Annotated in this window: 15 protein-coding genes and 1 pseudogene; 11 read left to right on the top strand and 5 right to left on the bottom strand. The window is 54.1% G+C overall.

The genetic code is table 11. The annotated features are described in order from the left end of the window. Positions 1-40: 40 nt before the first annotated feature. Positions 41-1,339 (top strand): two-component system sensor histidine kinase RstB, encoded by a 1,299-nt coding sequence (rstB, locus tag WFO70_RS06570; RefSeq protein WP_337015263.1) that lies wholly within the window; start codon positions 41-43, stop codon positions 1,337-1,339. 73 nt (positions 1,340-1,412) lie between these two features. Continuing rightward, positions 1,413-2,342 carry a DNA replication terminus site-binding protein gene (gene tus / locus WFO70_RS06575; protein WP_337015264.1) on the top strand — a complete coding sequence of 310 codons (930 nt, stop codon included), beginning with the start codon at positions 1,413-1,415 and terminating at the stop codon, positions 2,340-2,342. Here tus and fumC read toward each other — a convergent pair whose 3' ends face one another. Beyond that, entirely contained in the window at positions 2,343-3,737 is a 1,395-nt protein-coding gene (gene fumC, locus WFO70_RS06580; RefSeq protein WP_337015265.1) for a class II fumarate hydratase, read from the bottom strand. A gap of 181 nt (positions 3,738-3,918) precedes the next feature. Next, positions 3,919-5,565 (bottom strand): class I fumarate hydratase FumA, encoded by a 1,647-nt coding sequence (fumA, locus tag WFO70_RS06585; protein ID WP_307762681.1) that lies wholly within the window; start codon positions 5,563-5,565, stop codon positions 3,919-3,921. A gap of 199 nt (positions 5,566-5,764) precedes the next feature. Between fumA and manA the strand changes: the two genes are divergently transcribed. Both manA and WFO70_RS06595 read left to right on the top strand, forming a co-directional pair. Then, a complete protein-coding gene (manA, locus tag WFO70_RS06590; RefSeq protein ID WP_337015266.1) occupies positions 5,765-6,937 on the top strand; it encodes a mannose-6-phosphate isomerase in 1,173 nt (390 codons plus the stop codon). Positions 6,938-7,038: 101 nt separating this feature from the next. Next, positions 7,039-8,589, top strand: a complete 1,551-nt coding sequence (locus WFO70_RS06595) for a YdgA family protein (RefSeq protein ID WP_337015267.1) — start codon at positions 7,039-7,041, stop codon at positions 8,587-8,589. Positions 8,590-8,628: 39 nt separating this feature from the next. On the opposite strand, the gene WFO70_RS06600 is transcribed toward WFO70_RS06595, so the two are convergent. Both WFO70_RS06600 and WFO70_RS06605 read right to left on the bottom strand, forming a co-directional pair. After that, a complete protein-coding gene (locus WFO70_RS06600; RefSeq protein ID WP_337015268.1) occupies positions 8,629-9,483 on the bottom strand; it encodes an alpha/beta fold hydrolase in 855 nt (284 codons plus the stop codon). A gap of 15 nt (positions 9,484-9,498) precedes the next feature. Continuing rightward, positions 9,499-10,479: an MBL fold metallo-hydrolase gene (locus tag WFO70_RS06605; RefSeq protein WP_337015269.1), complete on the bottom strand. Its 981-nt coding sequence runs from the start codon at positions 10,477-10,479 to the stop codon at positions 9,499-9,501. A gap of 108 nt (positions 10,480-10,587) precedes the next feature. Between WFO70_RS06605 and WFO70_RS06610 the strand changes: the two genes are divergently transcribed. After that, the gene (locus tag WFO70_RS06610; RefSeq protein ID WP_337015270.1) at positions 10,588-11,484 is read left to right on the top strand and encodes a LysR family transcriptional regulator; all 897 of its coding nucleotides are present in this window, start codon (positions 10,588-10,590) and stop codon (positions 11,482-11,484) included. Between the two features lie 2 nt (positions 11,485-11,486). Here WFO70_RS06610 and WFO70_RS06615 read toward each other — a convergent pair whose 3' ends face one another. Further along, a complete protein-coding gene (locus WFO70_RS06615; RefSeq protein WP_337015271.1) occupies positions 11,487-12,515 on the bottom strand; it encodes a Mal regulon transcriptional regulator MalI in 1,029 nt (342 codons plus the stop codon). A 178-nt stretch (positions 12,516-12,693) separates the two neighbouring features. Here WFO70_RS06615 and malX point away from each other — a divergent pair. The 6 genes and pseudogenes from malX to WFO70_RS06645 form a co-directional block, all read left to right on the top strand. Then, a pseudogene (gene malX / locus WFO70_RS06620) lies at positions 12,694-13,833 on the top strand (PTS maltose transporter subunit IICB); the annotation flags it as partial. A 65-nt stretch (positions 13,834-13,898) separates the two neighbouring features. Next, positions 13,899-14,552 carry a hypothetical protein gene (locus WFO70_RS06625; protein WP_337015272.1) on the top strand — a complete coding sequence of 218 codons (654 nt, stop codon included), beginning with the start codon at positions 13,899-13,901 and terminating at the stop codon, positions 14,550-14,552. A 207-nt stretch (positions 14,553-14,759) separates the two neighbouring features. Beyond that, positions 14,760-15,116, top strand: coding sequence for a hypothetical protein (locus WFO70_RS06630; protein WP_337015273.1), 357 nt, complete (start codon positions 14,760-14,762; stop codon positions 15,114-15,116). 40 nt (positions 15,117-15,156) lie between these two features. Further along, positions 15,157-16,038: a hypothetical protein gene (locus WFO70_RS06635; RefSeq protein ID WP_337015274.1), complete on the top strand. Its 882-nt coding sequence runs from the start codon at positions 15,157-15,159 to the stop codon at positions 16,036-16,038. A gap of 50 nt (positions 16,039-16,088) precedes the next feature. After that, the gene (locus tag WFO70_RS06640) at positions 16,089-17,795 is read left to right on the top strand and encodes a recombinase family protein (RefSeq protein ID WP_337015275.1); all 1,707 of its coding nucleotides are present in this window, start codon (positions 16,089-16,091) and stop codon (positions 17,793-17,795) included. A gap of 242 nt (positions 17,796-18,037) precedes the next feature. Then, entirely contained in the window at positions 18,038-19,423 is a 1,386-nt protein-coding gene (locus tag WFO70_RS06645; RefSeq protein ID WP_337015276.1) for an FRG domain-containing protein, read from the top strand. The last annotated feature ends 112 nt before the right edge of the window (positions 19,424-19,535 follow it).

The following is a 19,535-nucleotide window of genomic DNA, read 5'->3' on the forward strand; positions in this document are numbered from 1 at the left end:
GGAGCTGCATCATTAACGCGTGGTATTTGGGTGATATGTAATGAAAAAACTGTTCGTGCAGTTTTACCTCCTGCTGTTTGTCTGCTTTCTGGTGATGACCATGCTGGTCGGGCTGGTCTATAAGTTCACCGCCGAGCGGGCGGGCAGACAGTCGCTGGATGATTTGATGAAAAGCTCGCTCTATCTGATGCGCAGCGAACTGCGTGAGATCCCCCCTCACGACTGGGCGCGCACCATTAAACAGCTGGATCTGAACCTGTCATTCAAACTGCGCATCGAACCGCTGAAAAAGTACGACCTGGACGAGCCAACTATGCAGCGTCTTCGCGGGGGTGACATCGTGGCGCTGGACGAGCAGTACACCTTTATCCAGCGCATTCCGCGCAGCCACTACGTGCTGGCGGTCGGCCCGGTGCCCTATCTCTACTTCCTGCACCAGATGCGCCTGCTGGATATCGCCCTGCTGGCCTTCATCGCCATTTCGCTGGCCTTCCCGGTGTTTATCTGGATGCGCCCGCACTGGCAGGACATGCTGCGCCTCGAGGCGGCCGCTCAGCGCTTTGGCGACGGGCACCTGACCGAGCGGATCCACTTCGACAGCGGGTCCAGCTTCGAGCGACTGGGGGTGGCCTTTAACCAGATGGCGGACAACATTAACGCCCTGATCGCCAGCAAAAAGCAGCTGATCGACGGTATTGCCCACGAGCTGCGCACGCCGCTGGTGCGCCTGCGCTACCGGCTGGAGATGAGTGAGAACCTGACAGCGGCCGAGTCGCAGGCGCTGAACCGCGATATCAGCCAGCTTGAGGCGCTGATTGAGGAGCTGCTGACCTATGCCCGCCTCGACCGGCCGCAGAACGAGTTAAAGCTCACCACCCCGGACCTGCCGGCCTGGCTGCGCAGCTACGTGGAGGATGTGCAGAGCGTTAACCCGCAGCGCACCCTGCTGATCGACAGCATGAACGGCGACTATGGCGCGCTGGATATGCGTTTAATGGAGCGAGTACTGGATAACCTGGTTAATAATGCCCTGCGCTACAGCGATAACACCCTGCGTATCTCGCTGCAATTGAACGGCAGCCGCGCCACGCTGGCGGTAGAAGATGATGGCCCGGGCATCGCGCCGGATGCGCGCCAGCGGGTGTTTGAGCCCTTTGTCCGCCTCGATCCGAGCCGGGACCGCGCCACCGGCGGTTGCGGCCTCGGGCTGGCGATCGTCCACTCTATCGCCCAGGCGCTGGGGGGCGATGTCCGCTGCGAAGCGAGCGACCTCGGCGGGGCCCGGTTCTGCTTCAACTGGCCCGTCTGGCATCATATCGCCCTGCCCATCCCTGACTGACCTAAACCGCACGCTGGCCTTACCCGGCGTGCTGTGCTATATATTGAGTATGTTGTAACTAATGTGGTGCACTATGGCAACTTACGACCTTATCGAACGCTTAAACTCAACCTTTCGCCAGATGGAACACGAGCTGGCGCAACTCACGGACGATCTGCAAACCTGCCGGTTGCTGGCGGGCCGCGTCTTTTCCCTGCCGGACGTCGCCAAAGGGGCCGAACACGATCCGCTCAACGCCATCGCGGTGAAGCAGCACCTCGGCCAGGAGGCGCTGACCATGGCGCTACAGCACTATCGTCACCTGTTTATTCAGCAGCAGTCGGAAACCCGCAGCAGCAAAGCCGCCGTGCGCCTGCCGGGGGTGATCTGCCTGCAGAGCGATGCCGCCCATCGGGCACGGCTGACGGACCAGATCGCCAGCATTAACGCCTTAAAAGCGGAATTTGAGAAAATCGTCACTGAGGAGTCAGGCCTCGCCCCCGCCGCCCGCTTTGAGTGGGTGCACCACCAGTTGCCGGGTTTGATCACCCTCAACGCCTATCGCACCTTAACGGTGATCAACCATCCCGCCACCCTGCGCTTCGGCTGGGCCAATAAGCACATCATCAAGAATTTCACCCGCGATGAGGTGCTGGCGATGCTGGAAAAAAGCCTGAAGTCGCCGCGCGCCGTCGCGCCCTGGTCCCGGGACCAGTGGGTGGAGCGGCTGGAAGCAGAATATACCGCCATCCACGCCCTGCCCGCGGAGGCACGGCTGAAGATCAAACGGCCAGTGAAGGTGCAGCCTATTGCCCGGGTCTGGTATGCCGGACAGCAAAAGCAGGTGCAGTACGCCTGCCCGACGCCGCTAATTGCCCTGTACGATGCTGACCAGGGGGCGGTGATCCCGGACATCGGTGAGCTGTTGAATTACGATGCTGACAACGTTCAGCACCGTTATAAGCCGCAGGCGCAGCCGCTGCGCTTAATCATCCCGCGGCTGCACCTGTACGTGGCAGAGTAGCTATTTCAGACTGCCGACCATCTCTTCCGGGCGGACCCAGGCGTCGAACTCGGCTTCGGTGAGATACCCCAGCGCCAGGGCAGAGGCTTTCAGGGTCAGCCCCTCTTTGTGCGCTTTCTTGGCGATTTCCGCCGCCTTGTCGTAGCCGATATGGGTATTGAGCGCTGTCACCAGCATTAACGACTCGTTAAGCAGCTGGCTGATGCGCTGGCGATTCGGCTCAATGCCCACCGCGCAGTGCTCGTTAAAGCTCTCCATGCCGTCCGCCAGCAGACGCACCGACTGGAGGAAGTTATGGATCACCATCGGGCGATAGACGTTGAGCTCAAAGTTGCCCGAGGCACCGCCCATGTTCACCGCCACGTCGTTGCCCATCACCTGACAGCAGAGCATGGTCATGGCTTCGCACTGGGTGGGGTTGACCTTGCCCGGCATGATGGAGCTGCCCGGCTCGTTCTCGGGAATGCCGATCTCGCCGATACCGCAGCGCGGCCCGGAGGCCAGCCAGCGTACGTCGTTGGCAATTTTCATCAGCGAGGCCGCCAGCCCTTTCAGCGCCCCGTGGGCGTGCACCAGCGCGTCGCAGGTCGCCAGCGCCTCGAACTTGTTCGGCGCGGTGACGAACGGCTGCCCGGTGAGGGTCGCCAACTCTTCCGCCACCCGTACCGCATACTCGGGATGGGTGTTGAGCCCGGTGCCCACCGCGGTCCCGCCCAGCGCCAGCTCCGCCAGGTGCGGCAGGCTGTTGTCGATATGGCGCAGGTTATGCTCGAGCATTGCCACCCAGCCGGAGATCTCCTGGCCGAGGGTCAACGGTGTGGCATCCTGCAGATGGGTACGACCAATTTTGACGATACCGGCGAAGGCCTGGGCTTTGTCGTCGAGGGTCTGCTTCAGCACGTATAGCTGGGGGATCAGCTGCTCGCGCAGGGCAATCACCGCCGCCACGTGCATCGCCGTCGGGAAGACGTCGTTGGAGCTCTGGCTTTTGTTGACGTCATCGTTGGGGTGGATTTTGCGCTCCATTCCGCGCACGCCGCCGAGCAGCTCGCTGCCACGGTTCGCCAGCACCTCATTCATGTTCATGTTGCTCTGGGTGCCGGAGCCGGTCTGCCAGATGGCGAGGGGGAATTCATCAGGATGCTTGCCCGCCAGCACTTCATCAGCGGCGCTGATAATCGCGGTGGCCTTTTCCGCCGCCAGCAGGCCGAGATCCTGGTTGACTTTGGCGGCTGCACGTTTGGTCAGCGCCAGGGCCTGGATCAGCGAGACCGGCATTTTTTCAGTGGAAATACGGAAATGTTCCAGCGAACGCTGGGTTTGCGCGCCCCAGAGTTTGTCCTGCGGGACGTCGATGGCACCCATCGAATCTTTCTCACTGCGTGAGGTGGTCATTACTTTCTCCTTGATAACACTGAAGTGGATTGCTCACAGCTCAAAGAAACAAGTATTGATGAGAACGGGGAAAGGGTATGGCGCTTTGTGCGCTCTTTTTGGTGTCGGGTGGCGCTGACGCTTACCCGACCTACCGAACACGTAGGCCGGGTAAGGCGCAGCCGCCACCCGGCTGTTTAGCTTACTTCACACAGGCCGAGCACTGGGAAGACTGGATCTGTTTGAAGAAGTCGTTGCCCTTGTCATCCACCAGGATAAACGCCGGGAAATCTTCCACTTCAATTTTCCAGATAGCTTCCATACCCAGCTCCGGGTACTCCACGCACTCGAGGCTCTTGATACTGCCCTGGGCCAGGACCGCAGCCGGGCCGCCGATGCTGCCGAGGTAGAAGCCACCGTGCTTGTGGCACGCGTCGGTGACCTGCTGGCTGCGGTTGCCCTTCGCCAGCATGATCATGCTTCCGCCGTTAGCCTGGAGCTGATCAACGTAGGAGTCCATACGCCCGGCGGTGGTTGGGCCTAAGGAGCCGGAGGCATAGCCGTCAGGCGTTTTCGCCGGGCCTGCGTAGTAGATCGGATGATCCTTGATGTACTGCGGCAGCCCTTCGCCGTTATCCAGACGCTCTTTCAGCTTGGCGTGCGCGATATCGCGGCCAACGATAATGGTGCCGTTCAGAGAGAGACGTGTAGAAACCGGATACTGAGACAGCTGGGCGAGGATCTCGCTCATGGGACGGTTCAGGTCGATACGTACCGCCTCGCCCTCGCCCGCTTTACGCAGCGCTTCCGGGATGTATTTGCCTGGGTTGTTTTCCAGTTTTTCGATCCAGATGCCGTCGCGGTTGATTTTGGCCTTGATGTTGCGGTCTGCCGAGCAGGAGACGCCCATGCCCACCGGGCAGGATGCACCGTGGCGCGGGAGACGGATCACGCGGATATCGTGGGCGAAATATTTGCCGCCAAACTGCGCGCCGAGGCCGAGATTCTGCGCTTCCACCAGCAGTTCCTGCTCCAGCTGCACGTCGCGGAACGCCTGGCCGTGCTCGTTACCTTCGGTTGGCAGGCCGTCGTAGTATTTGGTGGATGCCAGCTTGACGGTTTTCAGGGTGCTTTCCGCCGAGGTGCCGCCGATAACAAAGGCGATGTGGTACGGCGGACAGGCCGCAGTGCCGAGCGTGCGCATCTTCTCCACCAGGTAGTTCTTCAGCTTGCCCGGAGAGAGCAGCGCTTTGGTCTCCTGGTAGAGATAGGTTTTGTTGGCTGAACCACCACCTTTGGCGATGCAGAGGAATTTGTATTCGTCGCCATCGACGCTATAGAGGTCGATCTGCGCCGGCAGGTTGGTGCCGGTATTCACCTCTTTGTACATATCCAGCGCCGCGTTTTGCGAGTAGCGCAGGTTATCTTCGATATAGGTGTTATACACGCCGTGGGCCAGAGCCGCTTCATCGCCGCCGCCGGTCCAGACGCGCTGGCCTTTTTTACCGGTAATGATGGCGGTGCCGGTGTCCTGACAGGTCGGCAGAATGCCTTTTGCCGCGATATCAGAGTTACGCAGGAACTGCAGGGCGACGTATTTGTCGTTCTCACTGGCCTGCGGGTCGCTCAGGATATCGGCCACCTGCTGCTGGTGCGCCGGGCGCAACATAAAGGAAGCGTCGTGGAAGGCCTGTTGTGCCAGTAAGGTCAGCGCCTGCGGCTCGACTTTGAGGATCTCCTGACCTTCAAACTCAGCAACGGACACGTGATCGCGGGTTAACAGATAATATTCGGTCTGATCCTTCGCCAGCGGGAAAGGATCCTGATAATGGAAGGGTTTATTCGACATTGATCTCTCACTTACTGCCTTGGTCTGATTATGTAGAGCAGATGTTCCGCTGCTCCGATTAAAAGCGAGTTGGCTTATCCTACACAATTTTTTAACAAAAACTGAGACTAGTACGACTTTTTCCGTGCGCAGGTTACTTCCGCGCGGTTTATTGCTTTAATACGGGCAGTTAATTCCACATTTGAAACAGGGCTTGATAATGCAAAAACTCATCAACTCAGTGCAGAACTACGCCTGGGGAAGTAAAACTGCGTTAACGGATCTCTACGGTATCGCCAACCCGGACAACCTGCCGATGGCAGAGCTGTGGATGGGCGCGCATCCGAAGAGCAGCTCAAAAATCGACGATGCCCAGGGCGTGCGCTCCCTGCGGGACGTTATCGACGGGGATAAGGCCGGGCTGCTGGGCACGAAAGTCGCGGATCGTTTTGGCGAGCTGCCGTTCCTCTTTAAGGTGCTGTGCGCCGATCAGCCCCTGTCGATTCAGGTTCACCCGAACAAACAGGCCTCCGAAGCGGGTTTTGCCAAAGAGAATGCGGCCGGTATTCCACTGGATGCCGCCGAGCGTAACTATAAAGATCCCAACCATAAACCGGAGCTGGTCTTCGCGCTGACGCCGTTCCTGGCGATGAATGCCTTCCGCGAATTCTCTGAGATTGTCTCCCTTCTGCAGCCGGTGGCCGGGGCTCACAGCGCCATTGCCCACTTCCTCGAAAAACCGGATGCCGATCGCCTGAGCCACCTCTTTGCCAGCCTGCTCAATATGCAGGGCGAGGAGAAATCCCGCGCGCTGGCGGTGCTGAAAGCGGCGCTCAACAGCCAGCAGGGCGAGCCGTGGCAGACCATTCGTCTGATCTCGGAATTTTATCCGGACGATAGCGGTCTCTTCTCGCCGCTGCTGCTGAACGTGGTGAAACTGGCGCCGGGCGAAGCGATGTTCCTGTTCGCCGAAACTCCACACGCCTACCTGAAGGGCGTGGCGCTGGAGGTGATGGCTAACTCCGATAACGTGCTGCGTGCAGGCCTGACGCCGAAGTATATCGACATTCCGGAACTGGTAGCTAACGTCAAATTCGTTGCCAAACCGGCGGCAGAGCTGCTGACCCAGCCGGTGAAAAACGGCGCGGAACTGGACTTCCCGATCCCGGTAGATGATTTTGCCTTCTCGCTGCACGACCTCAGCAGCGCGGAAACGCAGGTTGCCCAGCAGAGCGCGGCGATCCTGTTCTGCGTCGAGGGCGAAGCGGTGCTGAGCAAGGGCGACGAGCGTCTGGTCCTGAAGCCGGGCGAGTCGGCGTTTATTGCTGCCAGCGACTCCCCAGTCAGCGTCAGCGGCGTCGGCCGTCTGGCCCGGGTTTTCAACAAGCTATAGTGACCTGCTGAATTTTTTAACAATTATTGCTAAGCTATTGGTAATCTTATGACCTCACCGGGCGGTTTTCACCGCTCGGTTTCATTTTAGGGATAATCACGATGAAGAAATCGGTTATAGCTGCAGGCGTTATTGTTGCATTAGGGGTGGTCTGGACGGGAGCTTCCTGGTACACCGGGAAACAGCTGGAGAGCCATCTGGCAGAGATGGTGGCGCAGGCGAACAGCGAACTTAAGCGCAGCGCACCGGAAGCCGGGCTGGAGTTGAGCTATCAGGATTACCAGCGCGGTCTGTTCAAAAGCCATCTGCAGCTGGTACTTAAACCGGTTGCTGGCACCCAGAACCCGTGGCTGCAGCCAGGACAGAGCCTGGTGCTGAACGAGGTGGTGGACCATGGTCCCTTCCCTCTGGCACAGCTGAAGACCTTCAACCTGATCCCGTCTATGGCCTCGGTAAAATCGACGCTGGTGAACAACGAAGCCTCTAAACCGCTGTTCGATCTGGCGAAGAATGAATCCCCGTTCGAAGCCAATACCCGTATCAGCTATGCCGGTGATACCAGCACCGATCTGGCGCTGAAGGCGTTGAATTACGAGAATGGTGACGAGAAAGTGGCCTTCAGCGGCGGTAATTTCCAGCTGGACGCCGATCGCGATGGCAAGAGCTTCTCCCTGAAAGGTGAAGCGGCCAGCGGCCTGGTGAATGCGGTGAACGAGTACGGTCAGAAGGTGCAACTGACCTTCAACAACCTGAAAACCGACGGCAACAGCCGCCTGACCGACTTTGACGAGCGGATCGGCGATCAGAAGCTCACGCTCGATAAGCTGGCTATCGCCATTGAAGGCAAAGAGATGGCGGTGCTGGAAGGGACAGATTTGAACGGTAAGGCTGAGCTGTCGAAAGACGGCAAAAGCGTTAACAGCCAGGTGGATTACAGCCTGAAGAGCCTGAAAGTGCAGAATCAGGATCTGGGTACCGGCAAGCTGACGCTGAAAATCGGCAATATCGACGGTCAGGCGTGGCACCAGTTCAGTCAGCAGTATCGCGCCCAGAGCCAGGCGCTGCTGGCGGATAAAACCCTGATGGAAAACCCGGCCCTGTATCAGCAGAAAGCGGCGGAAGCCTTCTTCAGCAACCTGCCGATCCTGCTCAAAGGCGAGCCGGTGGTTACTCTGGCACCGTTGAGCTGGAAAAACAGCAAAGGCGAGACCAACTTTAACCTCTCCCTGTTCCTGAAGGATCCGGCCACCGCCACGGGTGAAGCCCAGACTCTGGCCCAGGAAGTGGATCGCAGCGTGAAATCGCTGGAGAGCAAGCTGACCATCCCGATGGACATGGCGACCGAGTTCATGACCCAGATTGCGAAGCTGGAAGGTTATAACGAGGATGACGCCGGTAAACTGGCCAGCCAGCAGGTGAAAGGCCTGGCGGCGATGGGCCAGATGTTCCGTATCACCACCGTGGAAGATAACGTCATCAGCACCAGCCTGCAGTACAGCAACGGTCAGGTGACGCTCAACGGCCAGAAAATGCCGCTGGAAGAGTTTGTCGGCATGTTTGGTGTTCCGACGCTGAACCTTGCTGTCCCGGACGAGCCTGCCGCACCGGCGGTGCCGGCTCCTGCGCCAGCGCCTGCCGTTCCGCAGCAGTAAACAGCAAAACCCCTCTGCGGAGGGGTTTTTTATTGCCAATCATCCTTTCCAGCCGGTCAGGAAATCCATCAGCAGGGCGTTTACCTTCTCAGGCTGTTCCTCCTGGGGCAGATGACCGCACTCTTCGATGGCATAAGCCCGGAGATCGTCCGCCATCTCCGCCCAGACGCTCTGCATATCGAACAGCTTACCCACGGCGTGGAAGTCATTGCCCCACAGGGACAGCACCGGGCAGGCGATTTTAACCTCCGCGTCGGCCAGATCCTGCGCCACATCCTCGGCGTTGGCGCGATAGTCCGCCATCGCCCCGCGCACGGCACCGGGGGCCTGATAAGCGCGGACATAGGTATCAAACGCCTCGCCGCTGATGGTCGAGGGATCGAAGGTCCAGTCTGAGAAGAAATGGCGCAGCCAGATATGCTCCCGACCTGCAATCAGGGCTTCCGGCAGATCCGGCACCAGATGGAACAGGAAGAACCAGTAGGCGCGGGCGATAGAGGCGTTCAGATCCCGCGCCACGATACGGGTGGGCACGTTATCCATCACCACCAGGCGATCCACCAGCTCGGGATAATCTTTCGCAAAGCGGGTGGCGACACGCGCGCCGCGGTCATGCCCCACCAGCACTACTTTGTTCAGCCCCAGGGCGCGCATCAGCTCCCGGATATCCCGCGCCATGTTGCGTTTATCGTAGCCGGAGGCGGGCTTATCGGTCTCGCCGTAGCCGCGCAAATCCGGCGCAATTACCCGGTAGTGTTTAGACAGAACCGGAATTTGATAGCGCCAGGCGTAATTGGTCTCCGGGAAACCGTGGAGCAGGATCACCGGAGCACCTTCCCCCTCCTCAACCACAAACTGACGAATGCCATTAGCCGTTACAGTGTAACTTTTCATTGTGCTTTCCTCGTCTTATTTCAGCAGCGGCACATTGGCTGCACGTTGATACGGGCCGTAGATCGCCGGGTTCCAGCTGTAGCCCTGAGACTCAGGGGTAATGTGTCCGATACCCGGGAAGGCCAGGTGCGCTGCCGCCATCCACTCGCCATCTTTCGCCAGGGCATTAAATTCCTGGCCGCGGGATGAGGTGGCTCTCTTCGCATCCACGTCAAAGCGAATCGACACTTCCGGATGCGGGAACTGCACGGCCGGGGCGTGGATCAGATCCCCGATAAAGTTGATGGCCTCTCCTTCTGAGGCAAACCGATACACCGTGCTGCCAGGGGTGTGGCCGACGGCATAGGTGGTCTGGACTTCGGGGATCGGCGAGGCCGGCGGCACGAAGGTTTTCAGCTTTCCGGCTGCTTTATAGGCGGCCAGGGCGTGCCGGGCGATAGCAAAATACTCTTTTGCATTGGCCGGGGCGCTGGCCTCTTTGGCCGGATCCAGCCAGTAATCGGCTTCCCCCTGCGGCACCCAGACGGTGGCATTGGGGAACAGCGCCTTACCCAAGGCATCGCTCAGGCCGCAGACGTGGTCCAGGTGGAGGTGGGTCAGGAAGATGGTATCCACCTGCTCAGGCCGATACCCGGAGGCCTCCATGTTGGGAATTAACTGCCCTGCGGTTTGCGGCACGCAGTGGCCCGCCCCGCTGTCAATCATCACCAGATGTGTACCGGTATTCACCAGAAAAGCGTTAAAGGAGGTGGGCATGCGCTCGGCATCAATCTTATGTTGCGCCAGCAGTTCGCGGATTTTGTCCGCGGAGAGCCCTTTTAGCAGCCCAGGCGAGAGATCGTTGTAGCCATCGAAAAGCGCCGTCACCTCATTTTGCCCTACCGCCAGGCGGTAATACCCTGGCACCTGCTGGCGCACCTGCGCGGGGGCATCAGCCCAGACGTTGCTCACTAAAAACAGGCTGCTGAGGGCTAACACCGTGGTCATCTTTTTCATCGTCACTCCGAATTCACTGTTTATCAGGATGTGAAGTGACTATGGCGCTATAACGATAATTAGTGTAGATGTGTAATTTGATACGCCAGTATAACGGGAAGCGAGATAATGCGGCTGGAGGATGTGGAAGTGTTCGTTGAAGCGATAAAAGCGGGTAGCCTGGCGGGAGCCGCGCGTCGGCTCTCGATGAGCGCTATGGCAGCGTCGCGATGCCTTAATAACCTGGAAGCGGAGCTGGGGGTCCGGCTGGTGCATCGCACCACGCGCTCCCTGTCACCCACCAGCGACGGCGAGGTCTTTTTGCCCCATGCCCAGGCGCTGCTGGAAGATAAAACCAATGCCCTGGCCGACCTGTTTCCCGATGGTGCCCACCTCTCCGGGCGGCTGCGTATCACCGCCTCGGCGGCGTTTGGCCGCAAGATCGTCGCCCCGCTGCTGCCCGACTTTATGCGCCAGCATCCGGCCCTGCAGGTCGATCTGCTCGCCACCGATGAGCAGGTGGATATTGTCGGGAAAGGCATCGACGTGGCGTTACGTATCGCCCCGCTGCGGGACAACCGGCTGGTTGCCCATCGCCTGTGTGACAATCCCCGCGACCTGTGCGCCAGCCCTGACTATCTGGCGGCGAACGGCTATCCGCAAACGCTCAGCGATCTGGCAACGCACAGCTGCCTGACCACCTCTGATACCACCCACTGGTGGTTTGAGCAGGCCGGGCAGCGGAGCAGAAAAAAGGTATCCGGGCGATTTTCAGCGAATTCCATTGAGGCGATCTTTGAGGCCTGCCAGGGGGGAATGGGGATCGCCAACTTATCCCGCTGGTACGTGGGTCCCGCTATTGCCCGGGGCGAGCTTAAGCGGATTGTGCTGGCGGACGCCGAACCGGAAGCCCTTGCCGTCTGGGCCGTTTATCCGACTTCGCGGCTGATCCCGGCTAAGGTGCGTAAGTTTGTCGAGGCGCTGGAGGCGCGGCTGGTGCAGAACCCGCTCACGCCAGGAGCCTGAGGCTATTTCACCGTGACTAAGCGGGCGGAGACAATCTGATGCCCGGCCTGCACGTCTGATTTCTCAATCCGCTGCATAATGCGATCTGCCAGGGTGTAGCCCATCTCCCGTGCCGGAGTGGTCGCCCAGACGATAGGCAGATCGTCCAGCGCGTTTTCTGACACATCCGCAAAGGCACCAAGGGCCACCTGATGGCCAAAGAAGGTTTCAACCCCGCCTTCGCCGCTCTGACGTCCGGCGCGGATCAAGCCAAACCAGGCCCCCATGGCAATCACGTCGTTATAGCAAATCACGGCGCTGATGGTCGGGCTGGCGCGGAGTAAGGCCCCGATCGCCTCTGCCGCCTGCTTCTGGCTGGAGCCACACTCCACCACCCATTCACTGTGGAACGGCAACCCGTATTTGATCAGCGTCGAACAGTAGCCGCCCACCCGCTCGGCGCGGGTCAGGGACGAGCTTTGCCCGCCCAGCCAGGCGATCCGCTGATGGCCGCGACGGATAAGATGTTCGGTCAGCATTTGTGCCGCCTGCATGTTGTCCGGGCGCAGGGTGTCGGCTTCGTCGAGATAGCTGGCGCGGGAGGCAAACACCAGCGGGACGCCCTTCTCCGCTGCCCGCTCGCAGAGTTCATTGCTCACCCCGGAGGCCCCGGCAACGATCACCCCGTCCACTCCCTGGGTCAGGAGCATGTCGAGGCGCTGAAGCAGCTGATCGGCCTCGCGACCGCCGTGCAGTAAAAAGACCATCCGCCCCTGGGCTTCCAGCGCCTCCGTCAGGCCCGCGGTCAGTTCTGCGTAGAACGGCGAAGTGAGGTCGCGGACGATCAGGCCAATCACCCCGCTCTGCCCGCCGCGCAGCGCCGAGGCCTGGCGATTACGCACAAAACCCAGCTGCTCAACCGCCTCGTTAACCCGCTGACCGGTTGCGGGCGAGATACGCCCTTTCCCGCTCAGCACCAGAGAAACGGTGCTGACGGAAACGCCCGCCGCCAGGGCGACGTCATTGATAGTGATCTTTTTCGCTACAGCCATGTGGTGGCGTGTCTCCCTGATAATGAGATCGGTAAAACGTTTTATCAATACGTTATCTTTATACTCTTTGCCAAAGCCTGAGAATGTGATTTAGCGCGCACTAAACTTTGATAAAACGTTTTATCTTCTCGCAGCACTGAGGCAGGTAAACCTATTTTAACAATAAAGGAGTCGTTTTATGACGGCGAAAGCAGCACAAAAAATCTCGCTATGGGAATTTTTCCAGCAACTGGGTAAGACCTTTATGCTGCCCGTGGCTCTGCTCTCCTTCTGCGGGATCATGCTGGGGATCGGCAGCTCCCTCAGCAGCCACGATGTCATTACGCTGATCCCGTTCCTCGGCAACCCTGTGCTGCAGGCGATCTTTATCTGGATGAGCAAGGTCGGCTCCTTTGCCTTTAGCTTCCTGCCGGTGATGTTCTGTATCGCCATCCCGCTGGGGCTGGCCCGCGAAAACAAAGGCGTGGCGGCGTTTGCCGGTTTCGTTGGCTACGCGGTGATGAACCTGGCGGTTAACTTCTGGCTGACCGCGAAAGGCATTCTGCCCACCACCGATGCGGCGGTGCTGAAAGCCAACAACATCCAGAGCGTGATCGGGATTCAGTCTATCGATACCGGGATCCTGGGCGCAGTGATTGCCGGGGTGATCATCTGGATGCTGCACGAGCGTTTCCACAATATTCGCCTGCCGGACGCGCTGGCCTTCTTCGGCGGCACGCGCTTTGTGCCGATTGTTACTCTGGTGGTGATGGGTCTGTTTGGCCTGGTGATCCCGCTGATCTGGCCGGTCTTCGCCATGGGCATTACCGGCATTGGCCGGATCATTAACAGTGCCGGTGATTTTGGCCCGATGATTTTCGGTACCGGCGAACGTCTGCTGCTGCCGTTTGGCCTCCAGCATATTCTGGTGGCGCTGATCCGCTTCACCGAAGCGGGCGGCACCATGGAGGTGTGCGGGCACGACGTGAGCGGCGCGCTGACCATCTTCCAGGCGCAGCTGAGCTGCCCGACCACCCACGGCTTCTCCGAGAGCGCCACCCGCTTCCTCTCTCAGGGTAAAATGCCGGCCTTCCTCGGCGGCCTGCCGGGAGCCGCGCTGGCGATGTACCACTGCGCCCGTCCGGAAAACCGTCATAAGATTAAAGGCCTGCTGATCTCCGGCGTCATTGCCTGCGTGGTGGGCGGCACCACCGAACCGATCGAGTTCCTGTTCCTGTTCGTCGCCCCGGTGCTGTACCTCATTCACGCCGTGCTGACCGGGCTGGGCTTCACCGTGATGGCGGTGCTGGGCGTGACCATCGGGAACACTAAAGTAAATTGGCCCTCATTGAACGGGGGATAACAATTTAATCCCCTGAATCTTAATTTAATCAAGGGGTTAACATGAACACTGTCACTCTCAGCAACGGCAAAACCTACCGCAAAACCTCCGCTAACATCTACGAAGTTAAAACTATCCGTGTTCACGCTGAAACTGGTTTAGCGATTTGGGCGCGTGTTACCTCTGAAAAAATCAAAGCAGAACTCGAAACTGTTTTAGCTATAGAAGCTGTTGAAATCGATAAAGCGTTTGTTGCTTTCTGGCGTGAGTGCGAAACCACTGATGTGCTTAAAGCCGCTACTTTATACGCACAGATTCTTGATGAAGCGACCGCTATCAACAACGAAATTGATTCGATTGTTTCTTACGCTGGCAACACCTCCCCTGTTCAGATCGACGGTGATATTAACTGGATTTTCGATGCCGCTGTTTCTGTGTGGCACCGTCATCAGGGAATTGAAATCGTTCACACGGTAGAAACGGTTGTAACCACTACCACAACCACTATTACCGAGATCAAGCCTGTAATCGCTTCTACTAACGATTACGACAACCTGGTTAAAACGGTTGAGGAATCCACTCACCAGAACAAGGTAAAGCTGTTCTGTGAGGTTACAGGCCAATCCTCCGAAATGGCTGAACTGATGCTTTCCCGTTCTGATGGGTTCCTTCTGGGGGCAATCAAAAGCTTTCAGGGGGTGCGGGATGCAGGCTAAACGACGGGCGGTGATGGTTCCCCGTTACCAACTGATTCTTCTGGTACTCCTGATTCTGATGGCCTGCACCGATCTGGTGTAAACAAAAGCTGTTGAAGTACGTAAATAATTAATGGTCAAACTCATTAAACAGAATAATAACCAAACTCGATATCTCTAGCGCCGTTTTAATAACATGCACGGCAAAATTACATAAGGTACATTAAAGTGAATAAATTCAAATTATCCATTCTGTTGGCGGCTGTTGTTTTGTCTGGTTGCGCTAATACAGGTAAACATTTTACTGGGAAAATGGAAGAAACTAGCGTTATCTGTACTGCTAAATTACCAACTAAAGCATTAGGTACAAGTGTTGATACTTATTACAACGCAAAAATTAAACGTGTTCGTGTTGACCACAACGGGGTTATTTGGGTTCGTCCTAAATCAGATTTTACTTTGCACTGGCAGAGTGGATGGCAGAAAGCTGAAATCTTCCGTGATATTAAATGTGACGGATTCGATTTTGAAAAAGAAACCCAATCAGCGATTAATAAAAATTGGGTTAATGGAGAGTGGAAGTAATTAAATCCGTTCACCCCTGATTGTTTTCAGAGAAAAAAATATGAAAATGAATAAACTGATGCAGAAAGCACTGAACGAAATTAACCAGAAATATGCTGTTCCTCTGGATAACCTCAATATCAACTTGACCAATCATGTACACCGCAAGCTGTTGAATCTGATCGGGTCTGTAGATAAAAACGCGGTAATGAGTACGCAAGAAATAGCGCAAATGGCTACCGAGTTTAATGAAGAAGGTAAATCTATCGGCGTGTTTACTATTAACCGTTCTGTTCATTCCATGATCAAAAACAATTACGGGATTGTTGTTGCCGAACTTGATGAACTGTTATCAAAAGGTTATCAGCATACCTTACAGTATGCTGATAACATCTCGTTCACAATCGACACAAAATATAAACTTATTGAAGGTGTCGAGTTCTCGTATAACTCACGTGGATTTATTACGTTTTACCTGGATCAGGTTCATACAATGTTCGTTATTACGAACTACTCCGACCGTGTGAAAATGGCAATCCTTCGAACGTTCCAGATGGTGAAGGAGATCAACGAAGAGTATCAAGCGTTACTCCTAGAACATTCTAACCGGGTGATTGGTGCTTATCGGGTGTTCGCAGGTCATAACGATTGGCTCCGGGTTAACGACCGTATGCGCCAGGCTATGAAGGTTTCGCGTAAAACTTTTGGTTCGGTGTTACTGGATATCGGAACGAGTCCAACATTGAAAGATTTCAAGTTTAACGAGAAAGTGATCGGGTCTACTCATGCACGAATGCTCCCGCAACACGCGAGTTATGGAAACGATGCAATGGTTTCGGTTGGTATGAATCCTTATATTTCGATTGAATTGTTTAATGCATTACAGCGAAAATATCCAGAAGAAACCGTTGATATCGACGCGGGTGAATTGATCGGGATTTGATTATCAGAGGGGTTAATGATAACCCCTTTTCTGATTCGGTAGGTTTAATTATGCAAAAACCACGATTATATAGTTACGTCCGATTCAGTTCGGAACGGCAGGCAAAAGGGCAATCGGTTGAACGTCAGAAATCGAACATCGACCAGTTGGTTAAAAAGATAGCACTGGAACACAATCTTGAAATCTTCGAAGAATATCAAGATTTCGGCGTATCAGCTTTCAAAGGGAAGAACGCAACCGAAGGGGCTTTATCCGAATTCATCCAGCATGTTGATTCTGGCAAAATTCCCCGTGGTTCGTACCTGTTGATCGAATCCTTAGACCGTTTCTCCCGTGCTAACGCAATGAGAGCGGTTAACATGTTCACTAGCCTGTTGCTCAAAGGAATCGTTGTTATCACTGGTATTGATAACCAGATCTACAAAGAATCCGATGTAAACAACGATACCCTGCAACAGTTGATGTTTTCGGTGATGCTGTTCAGCAGGGCAAACGAAGAATCAGCAACTAAATCACACCGAACTGTTGCTAGTGCGTTGAGCAAGATTAAACGCCACCAGCAGCGGCAACCAGGGGATCCGGTCGTAGCGATAAAGGAACTAGGTCAGGATAAATGGTGGATTGATTCGTCGTCTGGGTTCGTTAAACCTCACCCGGTTTACTACCCTATCGCGCAGAAGCTGATCGAACTGAAACAGAAAGGTTATTCGAACCGGTTGATCCTGGCTTACCTGCATGAAAATCACCCTGCCCCGAACGAAGGACGTTCACGCGGTAAGTGGAACATGCAACACGCATCAAGGATCATCGAGCCAGCGATCCACGGCCAGAAGGTGATAAACGTTAATGGTGAAACGTTCACCCTTGATGACTACTACCCGGCTATTGTGACAAAGGACGAATACGAGCGGTTGAAGTTCCAGATCGGAAACAAGTCATTCGCCCCGCTCAGAGAGAAGAACCCAGAGATCCCTTTGTTATCGGGTATCGGGATTCTGTACTGCAAACATTGCGGTTGTCACATGTTCAAGCAGAAATCCACGTTGAAGAACCATCCTTATGCTTACAGGTACGTTTGTTCATCGAGGGATTCACACCGGGATTGTAATAAATGGGGATTCAGGGCAAGTACCTTAGAAATCGCCCTGTTGCAGTTGTTAGCGGATCGGGTGTTCGTTGAATCCTCCCCGGTACAGTCAGGCGTTGAACACCTGATCGCTGAAATCGATGAACAGATCCAGAACTACATGGTTGCTATCGGTTCTGCGAAATCAGCCCAGATGATCAACAAGCTAACTGAAACCATTGACCAACTGGAAACCCAGAAAGCTGATTACCTCAAACAGAAACAGATTCACGATGATCAAATGGTCAGAATGAACACCGCCGGATGGGATAGGTTCAAGAAGCTAGATATCAACGATACCCAGAACCCAGACCGATTAGAGATCCGGGCGAGTATCAAGACGGTAATCAAACGGATCGACTGTGCGAGAATAGATCCAGCGCACAACTATGTTTTCGTAACGTACCGGGATGAACGTACACAAAAGCTGGTTATCAAGAAAGATACCGCGTGGACTAAAGGCCGGGTGTACGTTGATTCAACCACTGTGACCAACGAACAGTTGCTAGAGTCCGAAGGTTTAGTGATGCACTCTCATATCGAAATCATGATCGACCGTGAGAAGTTCCTCAAAGAACACCAGGAACGAACCAAACACGAACCGACGATAATCGACAAGTTAACCGAATAACCGACCGACTAACCAGAAGCCTCCTAACGGGGGCTTTTTTATTGGGTTAGATATAAAAGTAATCAACAAAGAATGAAGCCGTGTGAGCTAAATGATCTATATCAGCACCTCTCAGTAAAGGAGGTAAATTTTGTGTAGGAGATCTAAATCTATAGAGTGGGTGTTTGAATAGTATGTGATCACACTGTACAGTAAGATGATCTAAAGTCAGCGTTTATTGTTAACATCCTTAAGGCATAAATATGTTTAATTTAATCATGGGTGGTAGTCCTGATGTATTCGAATATTGGCCGATGTTTCAACATGATCGAGGAGAAGCTAATTTTTCAGTATCTAGAATGTTTGAAAATACGTCCGAGGAGATCAGACAAAAATTAACACCACTCAATGAGACAGCATTTTTAGTTTTAGAAGCATTACCAGTGCTATTCATGACTGAAAGCTATAGCGAGTATATTAATGATGCATGGCATGAGTTTGTAGATGTTCGCGTTGGTAAAATATCAAATCTAAAAATATACAAAAAAGATATCCACTTCCATTATGAAATCACCCAGAAATATCCTAGACATGAAATACTTCATAAAAGTGAAGTTGAACATATATTGGAACTAGGAGGGTTTGGGCTTAACCGTACTCACTGGGGCGTAAAAGATAAAGACCTCGAAGAAACGATGAGGCGTATTGGTTTTCAGGCAGTCAACACTGTTGAGCTTTTGAAACCAGCGCTTCCAGATGAACAACATAACTACAAAGAAATAAGTGATGTTCAAACATTTCTAAAATATGTACTTGAACAAGTCTCAAACGAAAATGAAGAGATATTTTACCGTGGGCATTCCGATGCATCATATGAACTCGCTCCATCTTTATTCAGGAAAACTAAAATAAATGGAGTTTATAAACATTTGAATAGTGAGGCTAGTTTAGTCAGAGAGGCATTAACAGCGAGACCAAGTGAATTTAGTGATGATAGAACCATGTTAGACAAGTTGGTAAGAATGCAGCACTACGGCATTCCAACACGTTTATTGGATATTACTTCCAACCCACTGATCGCATTATACTTTGCTTGTAACAGCATCAAATATGATGAAAGCAAAAATGAAATTGATGGGCATGTTATTATATTCAAAACCAATAGAGAGAAAATTAAATATTTTGATTCTGACACTGTGAGTTGCATAGCAAATTTATCAATGCTTAGTGATAATCAGAAAAAGGAACTAGATTTTAAAATTAGTACAGAAGAATTTAATAGAATAGATGCTTGTAAAAAACTCGTTCAACATATTAGAGGTGAAAAACCATATTTCGATAATGCCATAATCCCAACAGATCTTGAGAAAATAATTTTTGTTAAAGGTCGCGTTAGCAATGAGCGAATATCTTCACAATCAGGTGCCTTTTTGCTTTTCGGAAACGATGCTGTTTTCCCGGAAATGGTTTCAGATGAAATCTCAGAAGATACGCAAGAATTTAAAGTTGATAGATTTGTAATCAAAAATAAAGATGGGATTATGAAGGAACTTGCGAAGCTGAATATTACTGATGCAACCGTTTATCAAGGTATGGAAAGAACAATGCAATTAATTGCAAATAAATATGAAGTTAAGGATCACGGGTAAAATTAAATCAATAGCTTATGTAGAACCCCATGCAATCGGGGTTCTGTTTTCAAAAAAAATATTTTTAGGTTCCTTCCGACCGATTGAAAACTGCGTAATTTCGAAACGGCGT

It is taken from the genome of Leclercia sp. AS011 (assembly GCF_037152535.1).
Lineage (GTDB): Bacteria > Pseudomonadota > Gammaproteobacteria > Enterobacterales > Enterobacteriaceae > Enterobacter.

Coding starts and splice junctions, on each gene's coding strand:
- WFO70_RS06645 (WP_337015276.1), top strand. CDS start 18,038: ATGTTTAATTTAATCATGGGTGGTAGTCCTGATGTATTCGAATATTGG.
- WFO70_RS06640 (WP_337015275.1), top strand. CDS start 16,089: ATGCAAAAACCACGATTATATAGTTACGTCCGATTCAGTTCGGAACGG.
- WFO70_RS06605 (WP_337015269.1), bottom strand. CDS start 10,479: ATGAAAAAGATGACCACGGTGTTAGCCCTCAGCAGCCTGTTTTTAGTG.
- WFO70_RS06595 (WP_337015267.1), top strand. CDS start 7,039: ATGAAGAAATCGGTTATAGCTGCAGGCGTTATTGTTGCATTAGGGGTG.
- tus (WP_337015264.1), top strand. CDS start 1,413: ATGGCAACTTACGACCTTATCGAACGCTTAAACTCAACCTTTCGCCAG.
- WFO70_RS06625 (WP_337015272.1), top strand. CDS start 13,899: ATGAACACTGTCACTCTCAGCAACGGCAAAACCTACCGCAAAACCTCC.
- fumC (WP_337015265.1), bottom strand. CDS start 3,737: ATGACCACCTCACGCAGTGAGAAAGATTCGATGGGTGCCATCGACGTC.
- WFO70_RS06600 (WP_337015268.1), bottom strand. CDS start 9,483: ATGAAAAGTTACACTGTAACGGCTAATGGCATTCGTCAGTTTGTGGTT.
- WFO70_RS06635 (WP_337015274.1), top strand. CDS start 15,157: ATGAAAATGAATAAACTGATGCAGAAAGCACTGAACGAAATTAACCAG.
- WFO70_RS06610 (WP_337015270.1), top strand. CDS start 10,588: ATGCGGCTGGAGGATGTGGAAGTGTTCGTTGAAGCGATAAAAGCGGGT.
- fumA (WP_307762681.1), bottom strand. CDS start 5,565: ATGTCGAATAAACCCTTCCATTATCAGGATCCTTTCCCGCTGGCGAAG.
- rstB (WP_337015263.1), top strand. CDS start 41: ATGAAAAAACTGTTCGTGCAGTTTTACCTCCTGCTGTTTGTCTGCTTT.
- manA (WP_337015266.1), top strand. CDS start 5,765: ATGCAAAAACTCATCAACTCAGTGCAGAACTACGCCTGGGGAAGTAAA.
- WFO70_RS06615 (WP_337015271.1), bottom strand. CDS start 12,515: ATGGCTGTAGCGAAAAAGATCACTATCAATGACGTCGCCCTGGCGGCG.